General features: G+C 71.5%; 22 protein-coding genes and 1 pseudogene. 19 read left to right on the forward strand and 4 right to left on the reverse strand.

Annotated elements, in window-relative coordinates:
* The first annotated feature begins 117 nt into the window (after positions 1–117).
* Positions 118–177, forward strand: a complete 60-nt coding sequence (locus BM536_RS44725) for a hypothetical protein (protein ID WP_073494376.1) — start codon at positions 118–120, stop codon at positions 175–177.
* A 450-nt stretch (positions 178–627) separates the two neighbouring features.
* Here the strand turns inward: BM536_RS44725 and BM536_RS05185 are convergent, their stop codons facing one another.
* The gene (locus BM536_RS05185; RefSeq protein ID WP_073494366.1) at positions 628–849 is read right to left on the reverse strand and encodes a hypothetical protein; all 222 of its coding nucleotides are present in this window, start codon (positions 847–849) and stop codon (positions 628–630) included.
* A 972-nt stretch (positions 850–1821) separates the two neighbouring features.
* Positions 1822–2568, reverse strand: coding sequence for a hypothetical protein (locus BM536_RS05190; protein WP_143650794.1), 747 nt, complete (start codon positions 2566–2568; stop codon positions 1822–1824).
* 25 nt (positions 2569–2593) lie between these two features.
* Between BM536_RS05190 and BM536_RS05195 the strand changes: the two genes are divergently transcribed.
* The 11 genes and pseudogenes from BM536_RS05195 (at position 2594) to BM536_RS05240 (ending at position 13466) form a co-directional block, all read left to right on the forward strand.
* Positions 2594–3286 carry a hypothetical protein gene (locus tag BM536_RS05195; protein ID WP_073494362.1) on the forward strand — a complete coding sequence of 231 codons (693 nt, stop codon included), beginning with the start codon at positions 2594–2596 and terminating at the stop codon, positions 3284–3286.
* Positions 3287–3383: 97 nt separating this feature from the next.
* Positions 3384–4166, forward strand: a complete 783-nt coding sequence (locus BM536_RS05200; RefSeq protein WP_073494360.1) for a vWA domain-containing protein — start codon at positions 3384–3386, stop codon at positions 4164–4166.
* A gap of 39 nt (positions 4167–4205) precedes the next feature.
* Positions 4206–5102, forward strand: a complete 897-nt coding sequence (locus tag BM536_RS05205) for a PP2C family serine/threonine-protein phosphatase (protein WP_245873267.1) — start codon at positions 4206–4208, stop codon at positions 5100–5102.
* Entirely contained in the window at positions 5099–6382 is a 1284-nt protein-coding gene (locus BM536_RS05210; protein ID WP_107439549.1) for a hypothetical protein, read from the forward strand. Before BM536_RS05205 ends, BM536_RS05210 begins: the two co-directional genes overlap by 4 nt.
* A gap of 150 nt (positions 6383–6532) precedes the next feature.
* Positions 6533–6685 (forward strand): annotated as a pseudogene (locus tag BM536_RS44730) (dynamin family protein); the annotation flags it as partial.
* Between the two features lie 128 nt (positions 6686–6813).
* On the forward strand, positions 6814–8301 hold the full coding sequence (locus BM536_RS42360; protein WP_245873268.1) for a hypothetical protein: 1488 nt from the start codon (positions 6814–6816) through the stop codon (positions 8299–8301).
* Between the two features lie 34 nt (positions 8302–8335).
* Positions 8336–8878 (forward strand): C39 family peptidase, encoded by a 543-nt coding sequence (locus tag BM536_RS05220; protein WP_158086496.1) that lies wholly within the window; start codon positions 8336–8338, stop codon positions 8876–8878.
* Positions 8875–9453, forward strand: coding sequence for a hypothetical protein (locus tag BM536_RS05225; RefSeq protein ID WP_073494351.1), 579 nt, complete (start codon positions 8875–8877; stop codon positions 9451–9453). The genes BM536_RS05220 and BM536_RS05225 overlap by 4 nt, the downstream gene beginning before the upstream one ends.
* Before the next feature lie 6 nt (positions 9454–9459).
* Complete coding sequence (locus BM536_RS43860; RefSeq protein ID WP_094102588.1) at positions 9460–11709, forward strand: dynamin family protein; 2250 nt, start codon at positions 9460–9462, stop codon at positions 11707–11709.
* 379 nt (positions 11710–12088) lie between these two features.
* On the forward strand, positions 12089–13018 hold the full coding sequence (locus tag BM536_RS05235) for an Hsp70 family protein (RefSeq protein ID WP_143650796.1): 930 nt from the start codon (positions 12089–12091) through the stop codon (positions 13016–13018).
* Positions 13005–13466 (forward strand): hypothetical protein, encoded by a 462-nt coding sequence (locus tag BM536_RS05240; protein ID WP_073494347.1) that lies wholly within the window; start codon positions 13005–13007, stop codon positions 13464–13466. Before BM536_RS05235 ends, BM536_RS05240 begins: the two co-directional genes overlap by 14 nt.
* Positions 13467–14027: 561 nt before the next feature.
* Here BM536_RS05240 and BM536_RS40715 read toward each other — a convergent pair.
* A complete protein-coding gene (locus tag BM536_RS40715) occupies positions 14028–14174 on the reverse strand; it encodes a hypothetical protein (RefSeq protein WP_158086497.1) in 147 nt (48 codons plus the stop codon).
* 913 nt (positions 14175–15087) lie between these two features.
* Between BM536_RS40715 and BM536_RS05255 the strand changes: the two genes are divergently transcribed.
* From BM536_RS05255 to BM536_RS43865, 4 genes are all read left to right on the forward strand, one after another.
* Complete coding sequence (locus BM536_RS05255; protein WP_245873269.1) at positions 15088–16188, forward strand: tyrosine-type recombinase/integrase; 1101 nt, start codon at positions 15088–15090, stop codon at positions 16186–16188.
* Positions 16185–16520: a helix-turn-helix domain-containing protein gene (locus BM536_RS05260; protein WP_073494345.1), complete on the forward strand. Its 336-nt coding sequence runs from the start codon at positions 16185–16187 to the stop codon at positions 16518–16520. Before BM536_RS05255 ends, BM536_RS05260 begins: the two co-directional genes overlap by 4 nt.
* A 1257-nt stretch (positions 16521–17777) precedes the next feature.
* Positions 17778–18899 (forward strand): tyrosine-type recombinase/integrase, encoded by a 1122-nt coding sequence (locus BM536_RS05265; RefSeq protein ID WP_094102591.1) that lies wholly within the window; start codon positions 17778–17780, stop codon positions 18897–18899.
* A gap of 76 nt (positions 18900–18975) precedes the next feature.
* Positions 18976–19110 carry a hypothetical protein gene (locus BM536_RS43865; protein WP_281258538.1) on the forward strand — a complete coding sequence of 45 codons (135 nt, stop codon included), beginning with the start codon at positions 18976–18978 and terminating at the stop codon, positions 19108–19110.
* Here the strand turns inward: BM536_RS43865 and BM536_RS40205 are convergent, their stop codons facing one another.
* Positions 19111–19329, reverse strand: a complete 219-nt coding sequence (locus BM536_RS40205; RefSeq protein WP_073494337.1) for a hypothetical protein — start codon at positions 19327–19329, stop codon at positions 19111–19113. It lies immediately after the preceding gene.
* Positions 19330–19399: 70 nt separating this feature from the next.
* On the opposite strand from BM536_RS40205, the gene BM536_RS05270 reads away from it, so the two are divergent.
* Genes BM536_RS05270 through BM536_RS05280 form a run of 3 tightly spaced genes read left to right on the forward strand, consistent with a single transcriptional unit; the run spans position 19400 to position 23157 of the window.
* On the forward strand, positions 19400–19780 hold the full coding sequence (locus tag BM536_RS05270) for an acyl carrier protein (protein WP_245873270.1): 381 nt from the start codon (positions 19400–19402) through the stop codon (positions 19778–19780).
* Positions 19770–20993, forward strand: a complete 1224-nt coding sequence (locus tag BM536_RS05275) for a beta-ketoacyl-[acyl-carrier-protein] synthase family protein (protein ID WP_094102592.1) — start codon at positions 19770–19772, stop codon at positions 20991–20993. Before BM536_RS05270 ends, BM536_RS05275 begins: the two co-directional genes overlap by 11 nt.
* Positions 20994–21051: 58 nt before the next feature.
* A complete protein-coding gene (locus BM536_RS05280; RefSeq protein ID WP_158086498.1) occupies positions 21052–23157 on the forward strand; it encodes an MMPL family transporter in 2106 nt (701 codons plus the stop codon).

Consider the following 23157-nt stretch of genomic DNA (forward strand, 5'->3'; position numbering starts at 1 on the left):
TCCAGCACTCCGCCCCGCAGGGGCCCGGCGCGTGCAGGATGGCGTTGGTGACCAGTTCACTGGATCGGATCGGGTGCGGGCCGTGGTGCCCGCCCCGCCGCAGACCGGTCCGGCCGGGTGGTGTTCGAGGGCCGGGACGCGGCGGGCAAGGGCGGCACCATCAAGCGGGTCTGGTGATGATCCGGCACCGGGTGTATGGATCGCAGCGGTCCGGGTCGATCGGAGCCACGTTCAGCTCTCGCCAGTTGCGCAGCTGGCGGTCCAGCGGGATGCCACGCTGCTCGAGGCGAGTCTGGCCGTCACCGGCCTTTCCGGCCATTGCTGACACCCGCAGAGCGGATGATTCCCCCTGGTGGGTCAGCCGAGATGACAGTCGGGGCGGCATATGACACGACCGGATCGAGGTGCTCCACCTCTTACGAAAGTCTGTGAGCCGCAAACGACTGATCGCAGGACCGCCACGGCCGTCCCTCACGCTCGCATGGGGAACGTTCACCGTGCGAGGTGAACGCTGAATCCTCTGCTGCACCACGGGCAGCCTCGCACCAGGCCGCCCCCGCCGGACCACAGGGTCAAACGGGGGCGGCCCAGCCAGACGAGCGGCTCCCGTTAAGGTGGGGCCGGCTGTCAGTCCTTGGCGATCGCCATGCCGAGGAAGATCCCGACCAGCAATGCGACACTGCTGGTGGCCATCACGGCCCACGTCCCGGTCTGCGTCGCGGTGAACGTCGCGGTCATTCCCGCCTGCGCCGCCGCCTGTGTGACCTGCGCCCCGGCCATGGACGCTTCCTGAACGGCCAGACCTGTCTCCCGCGTATGAATCTTGCTCTCCAGCTCCGACTGTTCCATCGTGCGGTTCCTCTCTCGCGGGGTGCCGACCGATTCCGGCATCACCGACCATCGGTCCCCCGCCGCATTGAAACAGCCCATGGCCACCTCCGGTGCACCCGTTTGCCAACGACGGGCGCCCTCGCCGAGAGCCCGGCGGGCACGCCGCGGGGTCTCGGCGAGGGCGCCCGTCGGGGTCGCTGCTCATGCTGAACGGTCGGTCCAGTGGCCGAAAGAGCCGCTGCGCCTGGGCGCAGACCGCAGATCCCGTCAGGGGTACGACGGTCAGGGTGGACGCCCTCCTCAGGGAGGTGGTGCTCGCTGATGACACCCAAGGCCAGCGCGCCCAGCTGGGCGTCGTCACTGAACACCACCGCCCCGGACATGCCGCGCCACTGTGAGCCGATACTGCCAGGCGTTCCTTCGGGCGTGGACCAGCTCCGTCCTGGCCCCGGCTGCCCAACGCACCGATGACCTCGAGGTGCATCTTCACCTGGCACTTCGCCGACCGTGGCCGCCGCCGCTGACGCGTCCGCTTTGGGAGAACCCGCACACGAGAGGGCCGCCGCCGTGCTCCAGGCCCACACCCCGCTGGACACCGTCGACCTGTCCGCGCTCTACCGTCGCGTCCTGGTCCTGCGGCTGGAGCATGACGGCCCGATCACCGCTGGACGCTCGCGCACTCGCCGAACAGCACCGCCGGGAAGCCACCGGCGGCACCCCCGCATAACCGTCAACGCCCGGCAACGCAGGGCGCGTACGACGCTCCCCGGCCCTGAAGACGAAAGAGGTTCTGCCGTGCGCCGATCACCCTGTCCCCGCCGTACGCGCTTGGCTCCCGCGGCCGATGACGACCGCCGGTGCGTCGACTGCGGCCTGCCCTGCACCGAGCAGGTATCCTCCTCCCCCGCACCGAGAGCGGAAGACGTGCTCTGTATGCCTGTTCCGTGCACGCGGCACAGCGACGCCGGGCGGCTGGAACTGCGCCAGACATCAGCCTTCCGCTCCCGGGGCCGGTGCCTGGTCCAGGGGGGCAGGCAGGGCGCGGATCCATGCCACGCCGGTGAAGCTCTTCGCCGCGACGTGGATCTCCGCCCGCCGGAATCCGGTGGCGGCCAGACCGTTGTATCCGTGGGAGACGAGGTCCTGGTAAAGCCCGTCCGAGAACGCGGCGACCAGGTGGGTCGAAGGGTCGGCGGCGAGGGCGCGGCGTACAGGGCCGGAGTCGAGGACCCGGAACAGAGCGACCACGGCGGACCCGGCGTAGCCGCTGTCCGCCTCGTGGACGATGCCCTGGTGCAGACCGGCCCGCATCCGGACGCGCTGCGGATACGAGGCCGCTGCATTGGCGTCGGCCAGCGCGGAGGCGAGGCCGTCCAGAAGGTCCGGGACGACCCGGGTCTCGTCGATGCCGGGCTCGAACACGAGCAGATAGCCGTCTCCCTGCGCCTGTCGGCCGCAGCTGTCCCAGACGATGCCTGCGCGCGCGCATGCGGCGCGCAGCGTCCGCAGCAGGACCCGCTGCAGCCGGATCATGTCGGTGTTGTCGCGGGCGCTGTACTTCTCGATGTCGACGGCGAGGCAGAGGCGCCGCAGTCCCGGTGGCAGTTCCGCGCCGTCCGCCTGTGGGCCGAAGTCCTCGTACGCGGCGAGTGCCCGGGCGCCGGGCGCCGCCGCCCTCCCCGGGGCGAGCGGTACGGCGGCGGGCCAGAGGTCGGCGGCCGCCAACCGGAAAGCCACGATCGGCCCGCCTCCCTCTTGGGCCGTGCGATCCGCCCGTAAGCTGAAGCTCTGTGATGGCGACGGGGCAGGCCTGTGCCGGCTCCTCGACCAGTTCAAGAAACAGCAGGTCCGGATGAAAGAGGCCGGTCTCCCCGGGGAGGCCGATCCGCGCATGGTCCTGGACGAGCGGGCAGCGCTCAGGAACACCTCGGCCGTCGACCCTGTCCGGCTCACCTTCCCCTCAGGCGAAAGCACTGGCTTCGGCGTGGACGAGACGTTGCTGACAGTGCTCGCCGCCGGTACGGCCGTGTTCGGCTGGGCGGTCCTGCGGACCAGGTACCGGCCCGCGTTCGTCGCCGTACCCGGCGGTGGCACCCGGCCCCGGCCCGCCGCCGAACCCGAATCCGGCTCATGGACCGCCCGTACCGCCCGTACCGCCGGACCGCCGCCGGTGCTGCCGCGGCATCCGCCACACCGGACGTGGCCCGACGACCACCCGCAGGCACCCACGGCCGGCCCACGCGCCGTGCCGGACGGCCCCGTCCGCCCGGCAACCGTACGCACGAGCCTGCACCCCCAGGGATACGTCGAACTGGACGGCTGGTTGTACCGCGCGAGCTGGGCCGAGCCGCACCTGGACGCGCCGGACCCCGACGCGACCGTCGACGTCACCGACCACCGGCCCGGACCCCTCCTGGCGTACGCGCCCGCGGACTCGCGCGATTCCCACGCCTGACTCGGCCGACGGCTGCGGGCCGAGCCGCGCGGAGCCGCCGCGCGCAGGGACACACACGCACCACATCACGGACACGACAGCAAGGGGATCCCTTCCCATGAACCCGACCATCCCGGGCCCGCCGGCCACACCGCCGCAGGATCTGCCCGCCGCGTACGCGGACATCGAGCTCGACAACAACGCTCAGCGGCTGCCGCTGCTGCTGTGCCTGGACATCTCCAGCTCCATGTCGGGCGAGCCGATCCGGCTGCTCAACGAGGCGCTGGCCCTCTGGGGGCGCGAGATCCAGGAGGATGTCGGGCTCAGTTCCAGCGTCGAGATCGCCCTGGTGACCTTCGGCGGCATGGGGATCGGGGTCTGGCAGGGCCCGCATCTCCTCGACCCACGGGCCACCATCAGCCCCTTCGTGTCCGCCCACCAGTTCCGGTCGCCGCAGCTGTCGGCCTCCGGGGTCACGCTGTTGACGGAGGCCGTGGAGACGGGGATGCGCCTGGTGGCGGAGCGGAAGACGGAACTGCGCCGCTCCGGGCTCCAGTACTACCGCCCGCAGATCTGTCTGGTGACCGACGGTCTGCCGACCGACAGCCACGGAATGGCCACGGACGCGTGGCGCCGGCTCGTCCCGACGCTTGCCGCCGAACAAGCCGCGAAGCGCTTCCGCTTCTACGCCTTCGGCATCGGCGGAATCAGCGACCGGGGCCAGCAGGTGCTGCGCGAACTGGCGCCCAAGTACCACGCCACGCTCAAGGGTTTCCCGTTCCGCGACCTGCTGCAGACCATGTCGGCAAGCGCGAGCGCCGAACAGCAGGGTGCGGAGGAGGAGACCTTCGAGCAGTTGTTCAACCGGTTCAAGACGCAGCGTTCCGCCTGGGACGCCTGAGCGGCGGGCGACGAGCGGCGAGGGGTGAGGACGATCGAGGTGCCGGGGGCAACGGAGACCGGACAGGTCAAAAGCCGGGCGTGGCGCGTGCACGGCGTCAGCGTCCAGGGATATCGGCACGCCCAGCAGGGGATGCCATGCCAGGACGCCTGGGGGCAGTCGCACGCCAGCCCTCCCGGTAGCCGGATCCCGGTCCTGGCGGTGGCGGACGGAGCGGGCAGCAGACCGCGTTCGCAGGAGGGTGCACAGCTGGCGATCCAGCTGGCCACGTCGGTGTTCGGGGCACGGCTGGGCGAGCGGGCGAGCGCGCCGGGGGACGTCGAGGACCTCCGCACCCGGCTGCGGGACGCCTTCCTGGAGGTGCTGGACGCGTTCATCGACGGCACCTGGGCACTGTCCACCGAGGACGGCGCAGCCGCCCGAGGCCGCAGGGGCGGCCCGGCGGATTTCGCCACCACCCTCACCGTGGTGGTGCTGGGTCCCGGCTGGCTGGGTTACACCTCGCTGGGGGACGGCTTCGTGGTGTTGCGGGCCGGTGTGGAGAACGGTGAACCGCAGTTCCATCTGCTGCCGCAGCCCGAGGCGGCGGGCGAGTACGGCAATGAGACCACCTTTCTGAGCTCGGCGGACGCCGCGCTGCGCGTGCGGATCGACTGTGTACGGGACGACGACGTCGACGGCGTCATACTCTCCACCGACGGTCTGGCGCAGGCCGCACTGTCCGGTGGACGAGGCCCGGTGCCGCGGGCCAACCCCTCGTTCGCCGCCTCGGTGCTGCGCTCGCTGGACCGTCCGGGCCCTAGCCCTCGGGCCGACGCGCGGGAGCTGGAGGCGCTGCTGCTGTCGGACCGGCTCACGGCGCTCAACGCCGACGACAAGACGCTGGTGCGGGCAGTCCGTACGACGGGCGGCCCGGTGGGAGGGGAGCTGCCGTGACGGGACGGAAAGTATTTCTGGACGGGCAGCCGCTGGTGCTCCTGGCCCCGCCGCTGGGCTCGGGCCTGGAGGCGGCGGTCCATCCGGTCGAGGGCGACGGCGGCCTGGTGGTGAAGCTCTACCACCAGCCCGACGCCGCGCGGGAGCACCGGGTACGGCGGATGCTGGCGCTGAACCCGCTGGCCGACCGCCCCGTGGACGGTGGGCAACCCCCCGAGCTGGCGTGGCCGGTGGGGATCGTGCAGGGCACGGACGGCGGTTTCCTCGGCTACGGCATGAAGAGCTTCGCCGGGCCCGGACACATCCAGCTCATGGCGCTGTTCAGCCGGGAACAGCGGCTCCGCAGATTCCCGGCCGAGGCCGACTGGCGGTTCCTGCTCGGGATCTGCTGGAACCTGGCGTTCATGACCGCCAGGCTGCACCACGAGAGCCTGGTCGTCGGCGACTTCTCGGCGAAGAACGTCGTCGTCGACCAGCGCGGGTTCGCTACGTTCCTCGACTGCGACTCGATCGGCTTCACCCACCGTGGTGAGCCGTTCCCGGCCACCCTGCACACGCCCGACTACGCCGCCCCGGAACGGCTGCTGGGCGCGCCCGGAAGCACGTCGAGCGACGACTTCGCGCTGGCCGTACTCGTCTACCAGGTGCTGACCGCCGGGTACCACCCGTTCGGCGGCGTGCCCCGGGACAGCGAGGACGACGTACAGATCTCCGACAACATCAAGGCCAGCCGCTCGTTCGTCGTACGGCCGGAATCGGTGATCAAACCGCGCGGAGTGCTCGATCCGACGGTGCTGCCGCCGGCCCTTCTGACGCTGGCCCGACAGGCGTTCGGACCCGGACTGGAGGACACGGCCCAGCGCCCGACGTCACGACAGTGGCTGGCGGCCCTGGCGGAGTCGCGCGAGGAGGGCGCGATCACGATCTGCCCGCGTCGGCCGAGGCACGCTTACGGGGCCCATCTGACGAGCTGTCCGTGGTGCCACCGGGCCGAGGCAACGGGGCACGACGCCTTCAACCCGTCGGAGCGGACGCCGCAGACCCCACCCGGGATGGCCGGCACCGGCTGGCCGCCCACGGCCACGCCGCCCCTCGGTGTGGCCGGCACCGGCGGGTCAGCCCCGACCACGACGCCTTCTACCGCCGAGCCTCAACCTCAGCGCAGCGCCACGCCGGTGCAGCCAGGCTTCTCGGTGCCGGAGTGGTTGAAGGACTGCGTGAAGGCGGCGTTGTTCGTGGTGCTGTGGCTCATCATGCACGACCTGTTCTCGGACTGGTGACGTCATGGCGGACACCCTTGTTCCGGCGAGCACCGCAGGACCCCACGGCCGGGTGTTCGCCCGGATCGTCGAGGAGCTCGGCCCGGCGGGCCCGGAGGCGGGCAATCTTCCCAGCATCCTGCGCGCCGCACGGGCCGCATGGCGCAGCCCATGCGGATAGCGGTGGCCGGCCAGATCAAGCGCGGCAAGTCGACTCTGGTCAACGCCCTGCTCGGCGATGAGGTCTGTGAGACCGGTCAGCTGGAGCTCACCTTCAACGTCTCGGAGTTCCACCACGCGGAGCAGCCGCGGCTGCTGGTCCATTTCAAGGACGGCCGCCCCGTCGAGGAGTGGCCGCCGGACGCGCTGTCCCGGCTGACCGTGCGTGACGCCGGGGCGCTGCGGCAGTTGCGTGCCATTCGGAAGGTCGAGGTGGCCGGCCCAGCGCGCTGTTGCGCCGCTTCCGGATCGTGGACACGCCGGGGCTGGGAAGTGTGCACGGGACGGACGCGGACAACACGCTGTCGTTCCTGGGCATCGACGATCCGGTGGAGCGGGAGGACGCCGCCCGGGTGCTCGAGCGGCTGGGCGGGGACGCCCGGTCCGTGCACGCCCTGAGCGCGGCCGAGATGGACCGGGCCGACGCCGTCGTCTTCGTCTTCAGCCGTGGTCTCGGGCGGGCCGACCAGCAGGCGGTGGACAGCTTCGCCGGGGCGTACGGGGCGGTCGTGAGCCCGCTGAAGGCGTTCGGAGTGCTCTCGCGCAGCGACCAGTACTGGCCCCCCGTGGGTGAGACCGGTCCCGATGGGATGCCCGCCGACCCCTTGGACCACGATCCGATGGCGACAGCCCGCCGCATCGCAGACTCGTACGCGCGACGCCCCGCCGTTCGGCGGGTGTTCCGCACGGTCGTGCCCGTGGCGGGTCTGCTCGGCATCGCCGCCCAGCGCATGCCGTCGGAGGCGTTCGGGCCGCTGTCGGAGCTGGCGAAGGTACCGCCGCGGCGGCTGGCGGACCTCATGGAGGACGTCAGTCTCTTCTGCGGCCGCGAGTATCCGCAGCTGCCCGTCCCGGCCGGGGTCCGCGCCGATCTGGTCGACCGGATGGGGGCGTGGGGGGTCTTCCTGGCCTGCGGCTGTCTTCGGGATGGCCTGGGTGAGGACGCGGTGCGCCGGACTCTGCTGGAGCGCAGCGGTGTGCTCGCGCTGCGGGAGCTCGTCCTGCGGCACTTCGGCAACCGGGCCGGGCTGATCAAGCTGGACCACGGTCGGCGTGAGATCGCGGACGAGGTGTTCAGGATGCGGGCCACGGCGCAGCTCGCCGGGCGGCCCGTGCCCGCCGCGGCGGACCGGGTGGCGGCTCTGCTGGAAGAGCTCCAGGTCACCGACCCGGGACCGGCAGAACTGGCCGCGCTGGGCGCGTACTACAACGGCGGGCTCGACCTGACGGCGGAGCAGGAGGCCCAGCTGCTGGCGGTCACCGGCGAGCACGGCCCGAGCTGTGCGGCCCGGCTGGGCCTGCCCGTCGGCACACCCGTCGACACGCTGCTTGCGACGGCCCGCCGCCACGCCGCCCAGTGGGCCGGGCTGTGCTCGGACCCGCTGGTCGACCGGCCCACGCTCGCCGTGCGCGGGCGGTGCTGCGCACCTACGAGCGGGTGGCGGACGAAATCGGCCGGGCCCGGGAGCTGCTGTACGGGGTCGGCGACGAAGGGACGGGTCAGTGAGCTGGGAACCGTACGACCCGGGCGCTCATCCCGGATTCGAGCCTGCGGCCGATGTGGACCTCACCGACTACATGGATCCGTCGTCCCCGATCAACCTGACCGACCAGATGCTCCTGGGCGACCCGGTGGGCCCGTCGGCGGTGGCGGTGCCGTACGCCGGCCCGGCCGTCGGCGGCGTACCGGACCTGCCCAATTTCGATCCGGCACGGAGTGATCCCGCGGCCGTCTCCGGGAGTCCCGGCGAGGCCATGGACGTGTGGCGGCAGCACACCGGTGTCAACGCCTGTGCCATCGGTGCGCAGGGCATGGTACTCAGCCATCTCACCGGCCAGGAGTACAGCGAGGAGCAGCTCACCCAGGAGGCGGCGAGCATGGGCTGGTTCGACGGTTCGGGTACCGCGCCCGCCGATGTGGGAAATCTTCTGGAGCACCACGGCGTCCCGGTCCAGCATGTCGAGGGGGCGTCCCTGGAGCAGCTGGAGCAGGTGGTCGCGAGCGGCGGGGCAGCCATCGTGGGGGTCGACTCCAGTGAGATCTGGACGTCCGGTTACGACCCGGCGGACGATCCTGTGGGCACCGCACCGGGCATTCCGGGCCAGGACGCCGACCATGCTGTGTGGGTCACCGGGATCGACTACAGCGACCCGGCCAGCCCGATGGTGATACTCAACGACTCGGGGCATCCGGACGGGCAGGGCCTGGCGGTCCCGCTGGACGAGTTCATGGGCGCCTGGCAGGACTCGGGGAACCTGCTGGTGGCGGCCGGTGCGCCGGGGACGGTCGCGCCATGACCCGTACCGAGCGTGGTCTGCCGCGCTGTGAGGGCCTGGTCAAGGCGCTGCGCCGCTCACGGACCTTCCGCGATCTGGCGCCCATGGAGTGCGGCATCGGCTGGCCCGTTCCGATCGCGGTGATCCAGGACGGCGGGCCGAGGGTCTTCGCCCGGCTGCCGCTCTTCGTACTGCGTCCGGAACCGGCCGGCGGCGCCGACCTCTTCACGCCGTTCGCCACGGCCACCCTCGACTGGTCCACCGGGCGCCTCGTCGAGTACACCGATCTGCGCTTCAAGGAGCCGCACCGCTCCCGGCGGGAGTGGGCGCAGCCGATCGGCCGTTTCCCCCACCCAGCCGTCGAAGGGCTGTCGAACGCCGGATACCGCGCGCGGCGCACGCGGTTGTTCGGTCTGTACGACCAGCTCTTCGGCGCGTTCTCGCTCGGGCGGCAGCCTGACGCGGCGACGGTCTCGGAGTTCCGGGAGCTGCTGGGCCGGCTGTTGGAGCCCTGCCTCGTGCCCTCCTACCGGCGGCTCGCGCCCCACTTCACCCGGCAGTACCTGACCGGCGACCCTCTGCCCCACGAAGGGTGAACCACCATGCGGGACAACGTCATCAGCCGTCTGCGCACCGACGTGCTGGCCGCCTATCCCAGAGTCCTCGACGAGCTCCTGGACGAACTTGGCCCCCGCCAGCGGGAACTGCTCGCGCGGTCCAGGGAACGCCTGGAGGCCGGCACCTGCCATGTGGTGGTGGTCGGTGAGTACAAGCGCGGCAAGTCGTCACTGCTCAACGCGCTGGTGGAACGGCCCGGTCTGTTCCCGGTCGATGTCGACGTGGCCACCTGTGTGGTCTCCACACTGGCGTGGGGTGCCGAGGAACGTGCCGTGGTGCACCTCGCGGAACCGGGTTCCGGGGGCGTCGTCCGGCAGCTGGAGCTGACCCACGCGGAGCTTCCCGTGTACGTCACGGAGCAGGGCAACCCGGGCAATCACAAAAACGTCCGACTGGTCGAGATCCAGGCGCCGGTGCCCCAACTGGAGGGGGGTCTGGTGGTGGTCGACACTCCCGGTGTCGGCAGCGTCAACGGGGAACACACGGCGGCTACCCGCGCCTTCCTGGAGCGGGCCGACGGGCTGGTCTTCGTCTGCGACGCGATCGAGCCGCCCGCCACGTACGAACTGGACTTCCTGAGCGAGGCCCTGGAGAAGTGCGAGGTGGTCGTCACCGCCGTCACCAAGGTCGACAAGGTGCGGGACGCCGGCCCGGTCGTCGAGGGCGCCCGTGAGAAGCTCGCCGGTCGCACCGGGAGGCCCGCCGACAGCCTGGTGATCGTGCCCGTGTCCTCCTTCCGCAAGCTCAAGTGGCTGCGAGACCGCGGCGACGAACAGTTGCTCGCCGACTCGGGTTTCCCGGAGCTGGGCCGTGAGTTGTGGGGAGGGCTCGCCAGCGCGAGCTCCGCCTTACAGCTGCACAGAGCGTTGGACGGGCTGTGCGACGCCCTGACGACGGCGGGGTCGCCGCTGGTCAACGAACTGGCCGCGCTGGAGTCCGACGCGTCACTCCGGCGTATCCGCGGCCAGGTCGAGGAGACCACCGCCCGGCTCGCGCATCTGAGTTCCGGCAGCGCGAGCTGGCGCACCGAGCTGACCCGCCGCTTCGAGGTGGACACCCGGCAGGCCCGCGCCGCGCTGCAGGACACCTTCGACGCGCTCCTGCGCCGCTACCAGGAAATGGTGTCCGCCGGGGGCGACCCGGGCTCCGACGAGCTGATCGGCGAGGTCGCGTCAGGTATGCACCGGGCACTCACCGAGGCGCACGACCGGCTGGCCGGTGTGGCGCTGCAGATTATGGAGGACTTCGCCCGGCACACCAGTCTCCGCCTCACCTCGCCCGAGGCGCCCCCGCCGCCCTTCACTCCCAGCATCACGGTCCCCACCGTGCCGCTCAACGTCCGTTCCGCCCGGACCTTCGACCAGCTCCGAGCCGGCTGGTCCACCGCGGCGGCCGGCCTCGGCGCGGGAGCCGGTGTCGCCCTGTTCGAACCTTTCAGCGGCACGATCATGGCCACCGGGCTGGGCATCATGGGCTTGATCCACGGTGTCCGCAACCACCGGCTGGACCTGCGTGAGCGGGCCGAGCGCGAACGCGATGCGCGGCTGCTCCAGCTCGTCTGCCAGGAAATCGCCGCCAACCGGCGGCACGCCTCCGAATCCTTCCAGCAGGCGTACGGAGACATCGCCCAGTCCATGGTCAAGGAGCTCAACGCACAGCTTGCGGCCCAGCAGGAATCGCTGGCGGAGTCGGGCCGCAGGCTCCAGGAGGCGAGCCGGCAGACCAAGGAGACCCAGACTCGCAGGCGCGGCGAACTGCTGGCTCGCCAGGAGCGCTACCGCCGTCTGAAGGGGGAACTCGACCGGCTGCGCTCCCGCGTGGACCGCCTGGCCACCCGGTCGGCGCCGCCGGAGGCACCCCCCGGAGCGCGGCCGGGTCCGGCGGCCCCGGCACCCCGGTCGGCGCCGCCCGCGACACCGCCGTCCGCCGCACCGACGCACGGGATGCCTGGGCACGGCGTGCCTTCCACAGCCACTGTGGCCGCGGCCACGGTCGCCGCGGTGGCCGGTGAGGTCGTGGCGGACCTCGCCCTGGACGCCGCGCTGCACGCGCTCGGCCCGGATGTCCCCGCCTCAGCCGCGGCCGCCGTCACGGCGCAGGGGGCGACCGATGTCTCCGCGGTCGACGTGCTGCCCGAGCCGCCCGCCACCCTGCCCGAGTCCCCCGTCATCGACACCACCCTGCCCCCGGTGATCGGCGCGTCCTTCGACCCCGACCAGTTCGACACGCCATGAGTGGCAGCACGGGCCCAGGTGCCACGGCCGGCGGCGTGGTCTACGGCATCGACTTCGGCACCTGGGCCTCCGCCCTGGTGGTACTCCGTCAGGGGCAACCGCCGCTGCCGGTGCGCGACCCCGTCAGCGCTCATGGAGCGACCTCCGTGCGCAGTGCCGTGTGTCTCCTTCCCGACGGATCGATGGTGGTGGGGCAGGCGGCCCAGAACTCGCGCCTACGACGCCCCGAGCGTTTCCGAGCCGAATTCAAGCGGGAGTTCGGCGAGCCGTTACCGCACCGGCTGGGCGAGCGCCGGTTCAGCAGCGAGGAACTCACCGCACGGGTCCTCGGCTTCCTGGTGGAGCAGGCCCGCCGGCCGTCGGGGCGGAGCCGGACCGGGTGGGAATCACCGTCCCGGCTACCTGGGAACGGGCCCGCAGAGGGCTCATGCTGGATGCCGCCGAGGCCGCGGGCCTGCGGCCGGAGACGGTCGAGGTGTACACCGAGCCGGTGGCCGCAGCCGTGTATGCCCTGCACGACCACGGGATGGACCGGGAGCGGACCATCCTGGTGTACGACCTCGGCGGCGGCACGTTCGACCTGGCGGTCGCCCGGGGAACCAGGGACGGCCTCACCGTGCTCGGCTCCCCCGGCGGTCTGCCCCACGTCGGCGGGCTGGCCATCGACCAGGCGGTGCTCGGTCTGATCCGGGACCGCTGCCCCGCCGTCGCCCTGGACTCCCTGCGGCCCTCCGGCGACGGCGACAGCGGCAGCGGCAGCGGCAGCGGCGAGGACGACCGCGCCGCTGCAGTGCTGCGCCGCCGGACCCAGCTCGCCGAGTCGTGCACCGCCTTCAAGCAGCAGCTGTCCGTCTCATCGGAGCACACCGATCTGCTCACCATGCTCGATCCGCCGGTGGAGGTCAGGCTCACCCAGGACGAGCTGAGGGAGGCGGTCCGTCCGCTGCTGTCGGACACCGTCGCGGAGTGCGAGCGGCTGCTGAAAGCCCACGGCCTCGGCTGGGCGGACCTCGATCTCATCATTCCGGTGGGCGGCAGCTCCCGACTTCCCATGGTCGGCGAGCTGCTGGCCGCACGGTCGGGGCGGCCGGTGATGAACGTGTCCGAGCCGGAACTGGCGGTGGCCACGGGAGCGGCCTGGCTCGCCGAGGGCGCAGTCCCCACCCGTGTGGCCGCGCCCCTGGCCCTTTCCGACGCACCGCCGGAACCCCGTCCGGTGCCTGCGTTCCCGGCCGGCGTCACGGCTTTGCTGGACGCCGGACTGAACGACCGTATGGTGCTGGAGGCGGTACGACGTGCCCGGATCTGACCTTCCGTCGCCCGACGGGCTCGCGCTGTCCGGCCAGTGGCAGCGGCTGGTGAGCACCTGGGTGGCGCGGCGCGACCTGCCCTTGGAGGCCGATGCGGGCTCGGTGTCGGTCCGGTTCGACCACCCGGAGGCCCGGCGGAAGATCACGCTGGCCTTCACGACGGCCCGGAAGGAACTGCTGCTGGTGCTCATCACGGACGACCGTTACCTGACGGAAAATCAGATTGCCCTGGCGGCCGCCGCTGCCAACGCCTGGAATGTCGAGCGGCTCGCCCCCATGCTCTCGGTCTGCAACCTCGGCGGCGCCGGCCCCGCGTACCTGAGCGGCATCCGTACCCTGCCGCTGGCGTGTGCGCTGTCCCGGCCGGCGTTCCACGCGATGGCCGACCGCTGGCTGGAGGAGGCACGGGAACTGTTCACCTGGTGCCACCGGGAGTTCCGGCTGTAGCCGGCCGCTCGGGCCGGCCCCTATTCACTTGAGTCGGAGATTCGTCGGCAGTAAGCGGCGGCTTTGTCGAGGATCTCGTCGGCGGTCGTCGTCCAGACAAATGGGCGGGACTCTTCGTTCCAGTTGGCGAGCCAGGGGCGGATGTCGCGTTCGAGTGCCTGGACGGAGAGGTGGACGCCGCGTCCGGGCCTTTCCCGCGCAGCTCGGCGCACAACCGCTCGACCAGGTTCAGCCACGAGTACCCGGTCGGTGCGAAGTGCAGACGGAAGCGCGACTGGGCTGCCAGCCAGCGCCAGGGTCTGCCAGCCAGCCAGCCCGCCAGCCGATCGGCGCCGGCCCGGAATGCCTGGCGGTCGGGTGGCTGGCCGCCGCCTGGCGCGTTCTGCACAACGCCGAACGCCGCTCCTCGGTCTGGAGCAACCCGAGGAGGGGGCGGCCCGGCTCAGGTCGCTGAGACTGCGACTCGCCGCCTCCGAACGCCCCGGCGACGCGGAACTCGCCACCCGATTTTTGCGGGCGTGCGGCGCCCGGCCACCGCGCACGCGGCCCGCCGTGACCGGGTCAGTACGGCAGGAGCCGCCCCGACGGCGTCCTGCGGTCGATCTCGTCCTTCCACGGCGCGGTGGGCCGACGGCTGACACGGACACGAACCCGGGCCTGACGATTCATGACGCTCTCCTCGTGCTGCGCATCGGGTACGGAGTCCATGCCCAGCACCCGACTCCTCCACCCTCGCCGGCGCGCTGGTGAACGACATCGTGCCCAGCGGGCGGCCGGTCATGCGCGGGGAGCGGAACCCGGGCACCGAAAGGGTCTCTGCTGGCCGGGGCGTACCTGCGCCACTCCCCCTCGGTCGGCCCGCCGAACCGGGCGCACAGTTCCGCCACCGCCACCCGCGGCACGGGCACGAACCAGACGCGCGAGACGGCCTCGACGGCGGCTGTGGCGAGGAAGGTCCCGTCGCGGCTGAACGACATCACGCCGGACAGGTCCTGAGCACCTCTCAGCTCCTCACCGAGCCACCGTCCGGCCACCGGGTCCCAGAACCGCACGGTGCCGCTCCGGTCGGCGACGGCGAGCACCTCGCCCGGCCCGATCGGCCGACGATGGACCCAGCCCGTCCACCAGGACGGATCCCTGGCAGTGGGCGTGAGCCGGAACGGTTCCCGCGTTCACTGCAAAGCGCTTGCACGACCGCCTTCTCTACTGCTTCGAACCATTCATCCACAGGGGAAGGGCCTTCGCTGAGACAGATGCGGTAGCTCACACAGGCGGGGAACTGGTGGTCTGGGAGGCGGACCGGCTCGCTTTCGAGCGGCTCCAGCAGCGCCTGCCCAGACGCGGCAGTGCCGCGACGGCGGCCGCCGCGCAGTGGCCCGCTCACTTCGTAACCGGAGGACGCACGGGTTCCAGACTGCCGTGCTATGGGAGGAACGCCGCAAGTCAGCAGGTCAACGGGGCCTGTTCGACTCGTCACCCGATGGCATGAGATTCCTGCGATCACTGGCAGATTCTGCGAGTAGCGGGCCTAATCTCCGGATCCGTGGAGGAATCCGAAACTCGTCGCCTGGCGCTCCTGCCGACGCATGCCCCACAGAATGAGGGTCCCCTGAGTACCGGGGTGCCTCTGGCTGATGTCTTCACGCTGCACGGGCAGCGGTCGGCTTCGTCGGATCCGGCGGACGAGCGGGCGTTCTTCCTGGACGCGCTGGCCGAGTACCAGTGGGCCAGGGACGCCGCCGGGCTGATGCCGGGCACCATCGACAAGCTCGTGAAGCCGGTGATCGAGCTGTGCGACCACTACGCCACGGTCCCCTGGCGGATCGAACCGAAGCACCTGGACCGGTACTTTGCGGGCGTGGGCAAGCGGGCGCGGTCCACGGTGCGAGCGAAGATCACCAACATCGACGGCTTCTACGCGTTCCTTGAGCAACGGTACGCCGGGGAGATCAGTCGCCTGTTCGGTGCCACGGTCGAGTCGCCCGTCGATCCGTTCAACCGGCCGCGCCACCGTGGGGACTTCGGCCTGCGTGTGCCGCCGTCGCAGCGGGCGATGACCGACTTCTTCGTACGGTGGCGGGAGGCACTGCCGACCGCGCGGAAGGAGGCGGTGGCCTGCCGCGACTACGTGATGGCTAAGATCGCGTACCTCTCCGGGGTGCGGGCCTCCGAGCTGTGCGGCGTGCGGATCTCGGACGTGCACTGGGAGTCCGGGCAGTGGGGCCGGTTCATCGTCGAGGGCAAGGGCGCGCGCGGATCGGGGCCCCGCCAGCGCGAGGCGTTCTTGTTCCAGCAGGGACGTGAGCTGCTGTGGTGGTACGTCGAGGAGGTCCGCGGGATGTTCCGGGACGACCCAGAGCACCCGCTGGCCCCGCTGTTCCCGTCCGAGCGGGTGCCGGGCGCGGTGGCGGCGCTGAACATGCCGATCTCGCCCGCGATCGTGCCGGCCACGTTCCGGCGTGCTTTGAAGGCGGCGTCCCGGCTGCACCTTCCGGGCCCGGTCGCCGAGCTTTACCCGCATCTGCTGCGGCATGCCTGCGCGACTCACAACTACGAGCGGGGGAAGACGCTGTGGGAGGTGCAGAGGTTGTTGGGACATGAGTGGACCACGACCACGGTCCGGTATCTGGCGACCGCGCAGGCGGATCCGGAACAGGCGTGCCGGGAGGCGGCTGGGCGAGCGGTGCAACGGCTGGTGAGCGATGCGGGGAGCCTGAGGTGAAGTGGAACCTGCGGTGGGTTGCGGCCAGACGTGACATCTGGCGGCCCACCGATTTGCTGGCGGCGTTCCGGGAGGTGGGGTTCAACCCGTCTTTGAGCAAGGTCGCGGCGCTGTGGGGCGGCGTCCCGGTGACGGTGCGGCTGGACGATCTCGACCGGATCTGCCAGGCGCTCGGCTGCACGGTGGCCGACCTCCTGGAGGCGGAGCCACTGACCGGTCACGGCAGTGCCGAGCAGCTGGAGAGCCGCGCAGCCGTCGGCGATGACCGGCCGGTGCCGGTGCGGCCCACGGTCCGCAAGGACGGGCCCCGGCGTCTTCACCCGCCGAACTGACCGTGGGGAGCAGTCAGTGAAGCTGGTTCGGCAGTGTGCCGCCTGCCTGGTGTGGGGGCATATGAAGATCGGCAGTGACGGGCTGTGCGCCGGCTGCCGGTCCTGGTGCAAGCTGTTCGCGCACGGCGAGTGCCGCGGCTGCCTGGCGGCGGTGCCAGTGGACCGTGATGCGCTGTGCCGGGCCTGTGTGATCGCCATCCGGGCCGAGACCCGTGCCGGCTGCTCGGTGGTGCTGCCTTTTCGAGGCAGTTGCGCCTGCACGTGCCCGGGCTCGGAAACCACGAGGCGTGGCCCCTGCCGCGACGCTCCCGCCGGGATCATGCTCCCCGGCTGGAGCCCGTGCCCGGCCTCTTGCCGGTGGACGATCCCCGGATGCTTCCTGCGGCAGTGCGCGGCCAGCTGGCCTTGTTTCCCGTCCGGCGGCGGCTGGAACGGGCCGCCTTCCACCGCTTCACCGCACGGTCCTGGCCGGAGGAGGACGCGCTCACCCAGCTGGCGCGGGAGAGCGCGGCCGCGCGGGGGCTGAGCCCCACGTGGCCGGGAATGGTGATGCGCCTGGTGCGGCTCGCTCTGGCCCTGCGGGACGCCAACGGTGAGGTGCTGGTAGCCGAGGAGGTACTCGACCAGGTCAACCTGCCGTTGAAGGAGGCGGCTGGAGAGATGCTTGCCCGTGCCGGGCTGCTGCGGCCGCGAACCGGCCCCCGGGCGCCCGTGTGGCCGGTACGCGGCTGCGAGGACTGCGGGTGCTTCGGTATCACCGCCAGCCGCTGCGCGGGCTGCCAGTGCTGGCGTGGCGACCCGACCCGCTATCCGTTAGGCCGGTGCCCGCGCTGCGCGCGTGACGGGCTGGCCGTTCACCGTGTCGAAGGCATGTGCCGGGGCTGCTTGGTTTACGTGCGCGAGTACGGCGACACAGCCGGTCCGCACGCACAGCTGACTTTGCCGGCGCGCTGGCCCACCAGCTCGCCACCAGGGCCGGAGTCCTCGGCTTCACACCCCACAAGCAGTCCTGTCCCGCGACACGGCACATCATGCGCCGCCGTGTCGGCCAGAAGCCACCGCCGGTATCCGAGCATCTCCTCGATCCCCGGCAACCGCCCCTGTTCACCATGACCCGGGACTGGACCGCGCTGCGAGGACTGAGCGCGGCCGAGCTTCCGGCCCTCACCGAGCGGGCCGCGGAACTGCTGGCCAGCTTCGCGCCACTGACGCCAGTTCCCGACCCCCCGGCACCCCGCACCGGCCGGTGTGGAAGTCTTGCGGACCCTCCTGGCCTGGCTCGGCGCCGAGGCGCCGTTCAGCGAGCAGGACGTCCTCGGCCTGGCTGCCACGTTCTCCCCCACAGCAACCACCCACGTCCTGGCGTTCCTGCGACGTCAGGGTCTTCTATGCCCCGTCGACCCCGCACTGCAGCCCGAAGATGCGCTGCAGGAGATCCACGCCGAGCGGCGCCGACGGGCCAGCGACCTTGGCAGCGAACGCCGCAACCGGCGCCACGAAGCAGCCATCGCCGCAAAGCTCACCGTGCTGCCCCACCCGGTCGCCACCCAGGTCCAAGCCTGGGTGAGGGCCATGCGCGGCCAGGGCCGCCGCCGTCACCGGGCCGCCGACTACACCCGCATCCGGCGCAACCTCAACATCGTCCTGCCCGTCCTCGAAGCCTGGACCGCCGCCGGCCTGAACCTGCGGCAGATCACCACAGAGCACATCCACACCGAACTCGACCAACGGCAGGGAAACCAGGCCCGCGCGCTGCACCACGTCCTGCGCAGCGTCTTCGCCGCGCTGAAGCAGGAGAAGGTCCTCTTCCACAACCCGACGACCGGGATCTCGCTAACCACCGCGGTGCCCGTCCCCACCCCGCTGCCCAGCGACCGACTCCGCGGCCTCCTGGACGCCCTCGACAGCCCCCGTGCCAGGCTCACCGTCGGCCTGGTCGCCGTCCACGGAGTACGGCCCCTCGAAGTCACGCGGCTCAGACTCGACGACCTCAATCTGCGCCGCCGCACCCTGCGGATCCGGCGCGGCGAAGACCACCAGCACAGCGTCCACCTGGACACGCTGACCCTGGACCTCCTCGCCGCCTGGCTCACCGAACGCCACAGGAACTGGCCCCTCTCCCCCAATCCGCACCTGCTCATCACGAGCCACTCCGCCCACCACCCCGCCCAGCCGCCCTTGAGCTACTGCGCACTGCGGGCCGCCTTCGATCAGACCGGCATGCTGCCCAAGCAGCTGTGGACCGACCGTGTCCTCGACGAAGCCAGACACACCGCCGACCCAGTTCACCTCGTCCGCGTCTTCGGCATCCACCCCCACACCGCCGTCAGGTACGTCCACGCCGCCCACCCGGACAAGGCCCTGGCGAAAATCCGCTGAGGCGACACCAGCCCCCGCGCGGTGATCCGCGCCAGCCCCAAACCCTGGGAAAGGAAGTTCTTCGAGGGGGAAGGAGGTGTACCCCGAAGCCGTCGCACAGGCCCACGCCGACTTCGCCGACCTCCAGCACGCCGACGACATCCTCCGCCCCCGCCGGGCCTGCATCCGGCGGCTGGACAACCCGCTCACCCCGACACCAGCCGGACCATGATCAATCTCGACAGCACTTTTGTTGGGCAACGGGCCGGACGGCCGAGCGCCAGCTCACGGAGGTGCGTCGCCGGGTTGGGGCGACGTACGACCAAGCGGAGACCCGCAGGATCGCGGAGGCGTCGGCCGCGCCGGCACACGCCTCGAACTCGGACGTGTGAACAAGGCTGAAGGCCGGGTAGGGCAGCACGTTCAGCAGGTCGGCGTCATGGATGGCCACGGCTGGAACGGCCCTGGCAACACTCAGGGGTGAAAGATCGTTCCGTACCCCCCTCGTCGGCGTTCACACAGTGACGGACAACAGACAGGACAAGGGGGATGCAGACATGGTCGGTGCTACAAACGAACGGGTCAACGGGGGGCGTGCCGCCTCTCGCAGTGAGGAAACAGAAGACCCCGGCACGAAGCAAGCGACGGAAAGCACGGCGGAGTCGGCCCTTCCCGAGGAGCTGGTGACCCTGCTGACCGGCCACCTCAACGTGAAGGCGGATGCCGGAGAGTTCTCCGACAACACGACGTTCGAGAGTCTCGGCCTGGACTCGCTGTCGCTGATGGAGTTGGTGGTGGCGGCGGAGGAGGAGTACGGGATCGTTCTGCCCGAGAACGCCCTAAACCTGCGCCCGTCTTCGACTCTGGGCGAGGCGGGTCAGGCGTTCGAGCATGTGCGCTGAGATCGCGGTCACCGGACTGGGGCTGGTGACTCCAGCGGGCCATACAGCAGAGGCAAACTGGGCGGCCCTGAGCCGAGGACGCTCGCTGGCCACGCCGGATCCCGAACTGGCGGGACTGCCCGTCGACTTCTCCTGCCGGGTAACGGACTTCGACGCCGAGACAGAACTCGGCCGGGCGTGGGCGCGGCGCGGGGACCGCTTCATCCAGTTCGCCCTCGTCGCCGCCCGGCGGGCCGTCGCGGACGCCGGCCTCGATCGTCATACCTGGGAAGCGGACCGAATCGGTGTCGTGCTGGGCGTGGGGTCGAACAGTTTGAGTACGTACGTCACTGAGTTCGGCCACCTCGGCGCCGGGCAGCCGGAGCGGGTCTCGCCGCTCGCGCTCCCGCGCAGCGTACCGAGCATGGCCGCAGGCGAGGTCGCCATCGACCTGGGCGTGCGCGGCCCCAACTTCACCACCGCCAGCGCCTGCGCGTCGGGCGCCACCGCGATCGGCGTGGCCCGGGACCTCCTGCGGTCCGGTACCTGCGACATCGTGCTGGCGGGCGGCAGCGAGTCGGCTCGCTCGCGGATGACGGCCACGTGCTTCACACGGATGCGGGCACTGTCCCGGCGCAAGGCGGAGCCGGCCCTGGCCAGCCGGCCGTTCGACGCGCAACGTGACGGCTTCGTCCTAGGCGAGGGTGCCGGCATCCTCGTCCTCGAGCGCGCCTGTGCGGCTCGGGCCCGCCGGGCTCCCGTCCTGGCGCTGCTGCGGGGTTACGGTGCCGGTGCCGACGCGCACCATCCCATCGCCCCGCACCCGCGGGGCGACGGCGCGGTCCGCGCCATTCACACCGCTCTCGCCGACGCCGGGTGCGGGCCGGGGGACGTTGGCCACATCAACGCGCACGGCACCTCCACCCCGTTGAACGACGCGGCCGAGGCAGGAGCCCTCGTCCGCGTCTTCGGTGACGACGGACCGCCGGTCACCGCGTCCAAGGGCGTGATCGGGCACGCGCTGGGGGCGGCCGGGGCGATCCAGGCGGCCTACACGGTTCTCGCGCTGCGCCATGCGGCCGTCCCGCCGGTGGCGAACTTCGAGGGCCAGGACGGGGACCACAAGCTGGACGTCGTCGCCAGACGTCCCCGCCCCATGCGCGGCGACGTGGGGATCAGTTGTTCCTTCGGCTTCGGCGGCCAGAACGCCGTTCTGCTGTTCGCGGCTTCCTAGCGGGAGCCGGACGAAGCGTCCGGTTCAGATGCAAGACGGGGGTACAGGGATGGATGCGGTGCGGCGGCGGGCTTGGCTGGTGGTGGCGTGCGCCCTGCTGGCGGCAGCGTGCGCGGGGGTGCTGGCCCCGATGGCCTTCTCGGCGCTGAGCACGGGCGGCGCGGTTGCGACGGACACGGAGGCGATGCGCGCCAGACGGCAGGCAGAGCGGCTCGGCGTGCCCTCGCCCGATCTGCTCCTGACCGTTTCCCAGCGCCCCGGCGGTGAACGCGAGGCCTCCGTCCGGGACAGCGCCACAGCGATGACGGAGACGCTGGCCGGGCAGCGCGACGTCAAGGCCGTGTGGTCGGCACAGACCACCGGTGACACGTGGCTGCGCTCCAAGGACGGACGGACCCTGCTTGTCGCCGTACGGCTGAAGGGGACAGACAAGGAACGTAAACAGGCAGCGCCCGCTGTGGTGGCGGCAGCCCGCTCGGCTGTCCCGAGGATGCAGGTGGAGCCCAGCGGCGAGGTGTGGGCCAACCGGGAGATCGACGAGACCATCGAGCGTGATCTGAGCCGGGCCGAACTGCTGGCCGCGCCGGTACTCTTCGTCGTCCTGGTCTTCGCCTACGGGTCCGTGGTATCCGCGCTGCTGCCCGTGGTCGTGGCAGCGCTGGCCATCGGCTGCACCATCCCGGTCCTGGGCCTGCTGGCGCAGGTGGTCGACGTGTCACGGGTCGCGGTGAACGCCGCCTCGGCGATCGGTTTCGGCCTGGCCGTCGACTACAGCCTCTTCCTGCTGGCCCGCGTGCGGGAGGAGACCTCGCGGGGCGGGGACCTGCACACCGCGCTGGCGGCCGCCCGCCGCTCCAGCGGCCGTTCGGTCGCCTTCTCCGCCGCCGCCGTCACCGTATGCCTCGCCACCGCCTTGTTGGTGCCGGTGCCGATGCTGCGCGCACTGTCCCTGGCGGGCACGATCGTCACCGTGCTGGCGGCGCTGGTCGCCCTGACCGTGCTGCCCGCCTGTCTGCGGCTGCTCGGCCCCCGGGCCCAAGCATGGGACCCCCTGGCGCGGTGGCGGCGTGCCCGCACCGGGGACGGGAGTCGCTTCTGGCATCGCACGACGACCACGGTCACCGCACGGCCCCTCCTGGCGGGTGGCCTGGCGGTGCTGCTGCTGGCCCTGTTGGCCGCACCCTTCACCCACGCACAGCTCGGCATCGTGGACGAACGCACGCTGCCTTCGTCGGCTCCGGCTGCCGCAGCGGCCGAGCGCGTGCGCGCCGAGTTCACCGCGCCACCAGAGCGGCTCCTCACCGTGGTCGTCACCGGACCGCAGGCGACGGACGGTGCACCGGCGTACGGCGACCGACTCGCCCGCGTCCCGGGCATCACCGGCGTTCACGTGGCGCGTGTGGCTCCGTCCGCTGAGGCGGTCGTGCTGCTGGCGGCCACGGCTGCCGCCCCCGGCACGCCGGAGGCGGACAGCGTGGTGCGCAAGGTACGGCAAACCCCCGCCCCGGGAAGCGTGGCGGTGGGCGGGCGAGCCGCGGAAGTCCTCGACACGGCGGACGCCGTCCGCGGCGCCCTCCCACGGTGCCTGCTTCTGCTGGCTGTGGGGCTCCTGGCCCTCCTCGGCGCCTTCACCCGCACCCTGGTTGCCCCCCTCAAAGCTCTGCTCGTGGCCGCCGCCAGCCTCGGGGCGAGCCTCGGCGCGCTCGTCGTCCTCTTCCAGGACGGCCACGGCAACGCAGTGCTCGGCCACTTCACGGCGACGGGAACGCTGGACGCCTCGACACTGCTGTTCGTCCTGTTCATCGCGCTCGCCCTGTCGGTGGACTACGAGGTCTTCCTACTCGGCCGTATCCGCGAGGAGTACGACCACTGCGGCGACAACCGCACCTCGATCATCGAGGGCGTCGCCCGCACCGGCCGGCTGATGACGTCCGCCGCGGCAGCCGTAGCGATCTCGACCGCAGCCATGGCCACCTCCCACGTCGCCCTGCTCAAGTTCATCGGCATCGGCGTCGCACTCGGCGCGCTCGTGGACGCCGTCCTGGTGCGGGGAGTCCTGGTGCCCGCCGTCATGGCAGCCCTTGGTCCGGCGAACTGGTGGGCTCCGGCCCGCACCAGGTCCCCGTTGCTGATCACCACACCCGTGAAGAAAGGCGGAAGCTGA

The organism is Streptomyces phaeoluteigriseus, assembly GCF_001896135.2.
In the GTDB taxonomy this organism is placed as follows: Bacteria; Actinomycetota; Actinomycetes; order Streptomycetales; family Streptomycetaceae; genus Streptomyces; species Streptomyces phaeoluteigriseus.

Bases quoted from the DNA above. Each gene is read 5' to 3' on its own strand.
- BM536_RS43860 (WP_094102588.1), top strand. From the start codon at position 9,460: ATGCGGGACAACGTCATCAGCCGTCTGCGCACCGACGTGCTGGCCGCC.
- BM536_RS40715 (WP_158086497.1), bottom strand. From the start codon at position 14,174: ATGGACTCCGTACCCGATGCGCAGCACGAGGAGAGCGTCATGAATCGT.
- BM536_RS05185 (WP_073494366.1), bottom strand. From the start codon at position 849: ATGGAACAGTCGGAGCTGGAGAGCAAGATTCATACGCGGGAGACAGGT.
- BM536_RS05200 (WP_073494360.1), top strand. From the start codon at position 3,384: ATGAACCCGACCATCCCGGGCCCGCCGGCCACACCGCCGCAGGATCTG.
- BM536_RS05220 (WP_158086496.1), top strand. From the start codon at position 8,336: ATGGACGTGTGGCGGCAGCACACCGGTGTCAACGCCTGTGCCATCGGT.
- BM536_RS05225 (WP_073494351.1), top strand. From the start codon at position 8,875: ATGACCCGTACCGAGCGTGGTCTGCCGCGCTGTGAGGGCCTGGTCAAG.
- BM536_RS05275 (WP_094102592.1), top strand. From the start codon at position 19,770: ATGTGCGCTGAGATCGCGGTCACCGGACTGGGGCTGGTGACTCCAGCG.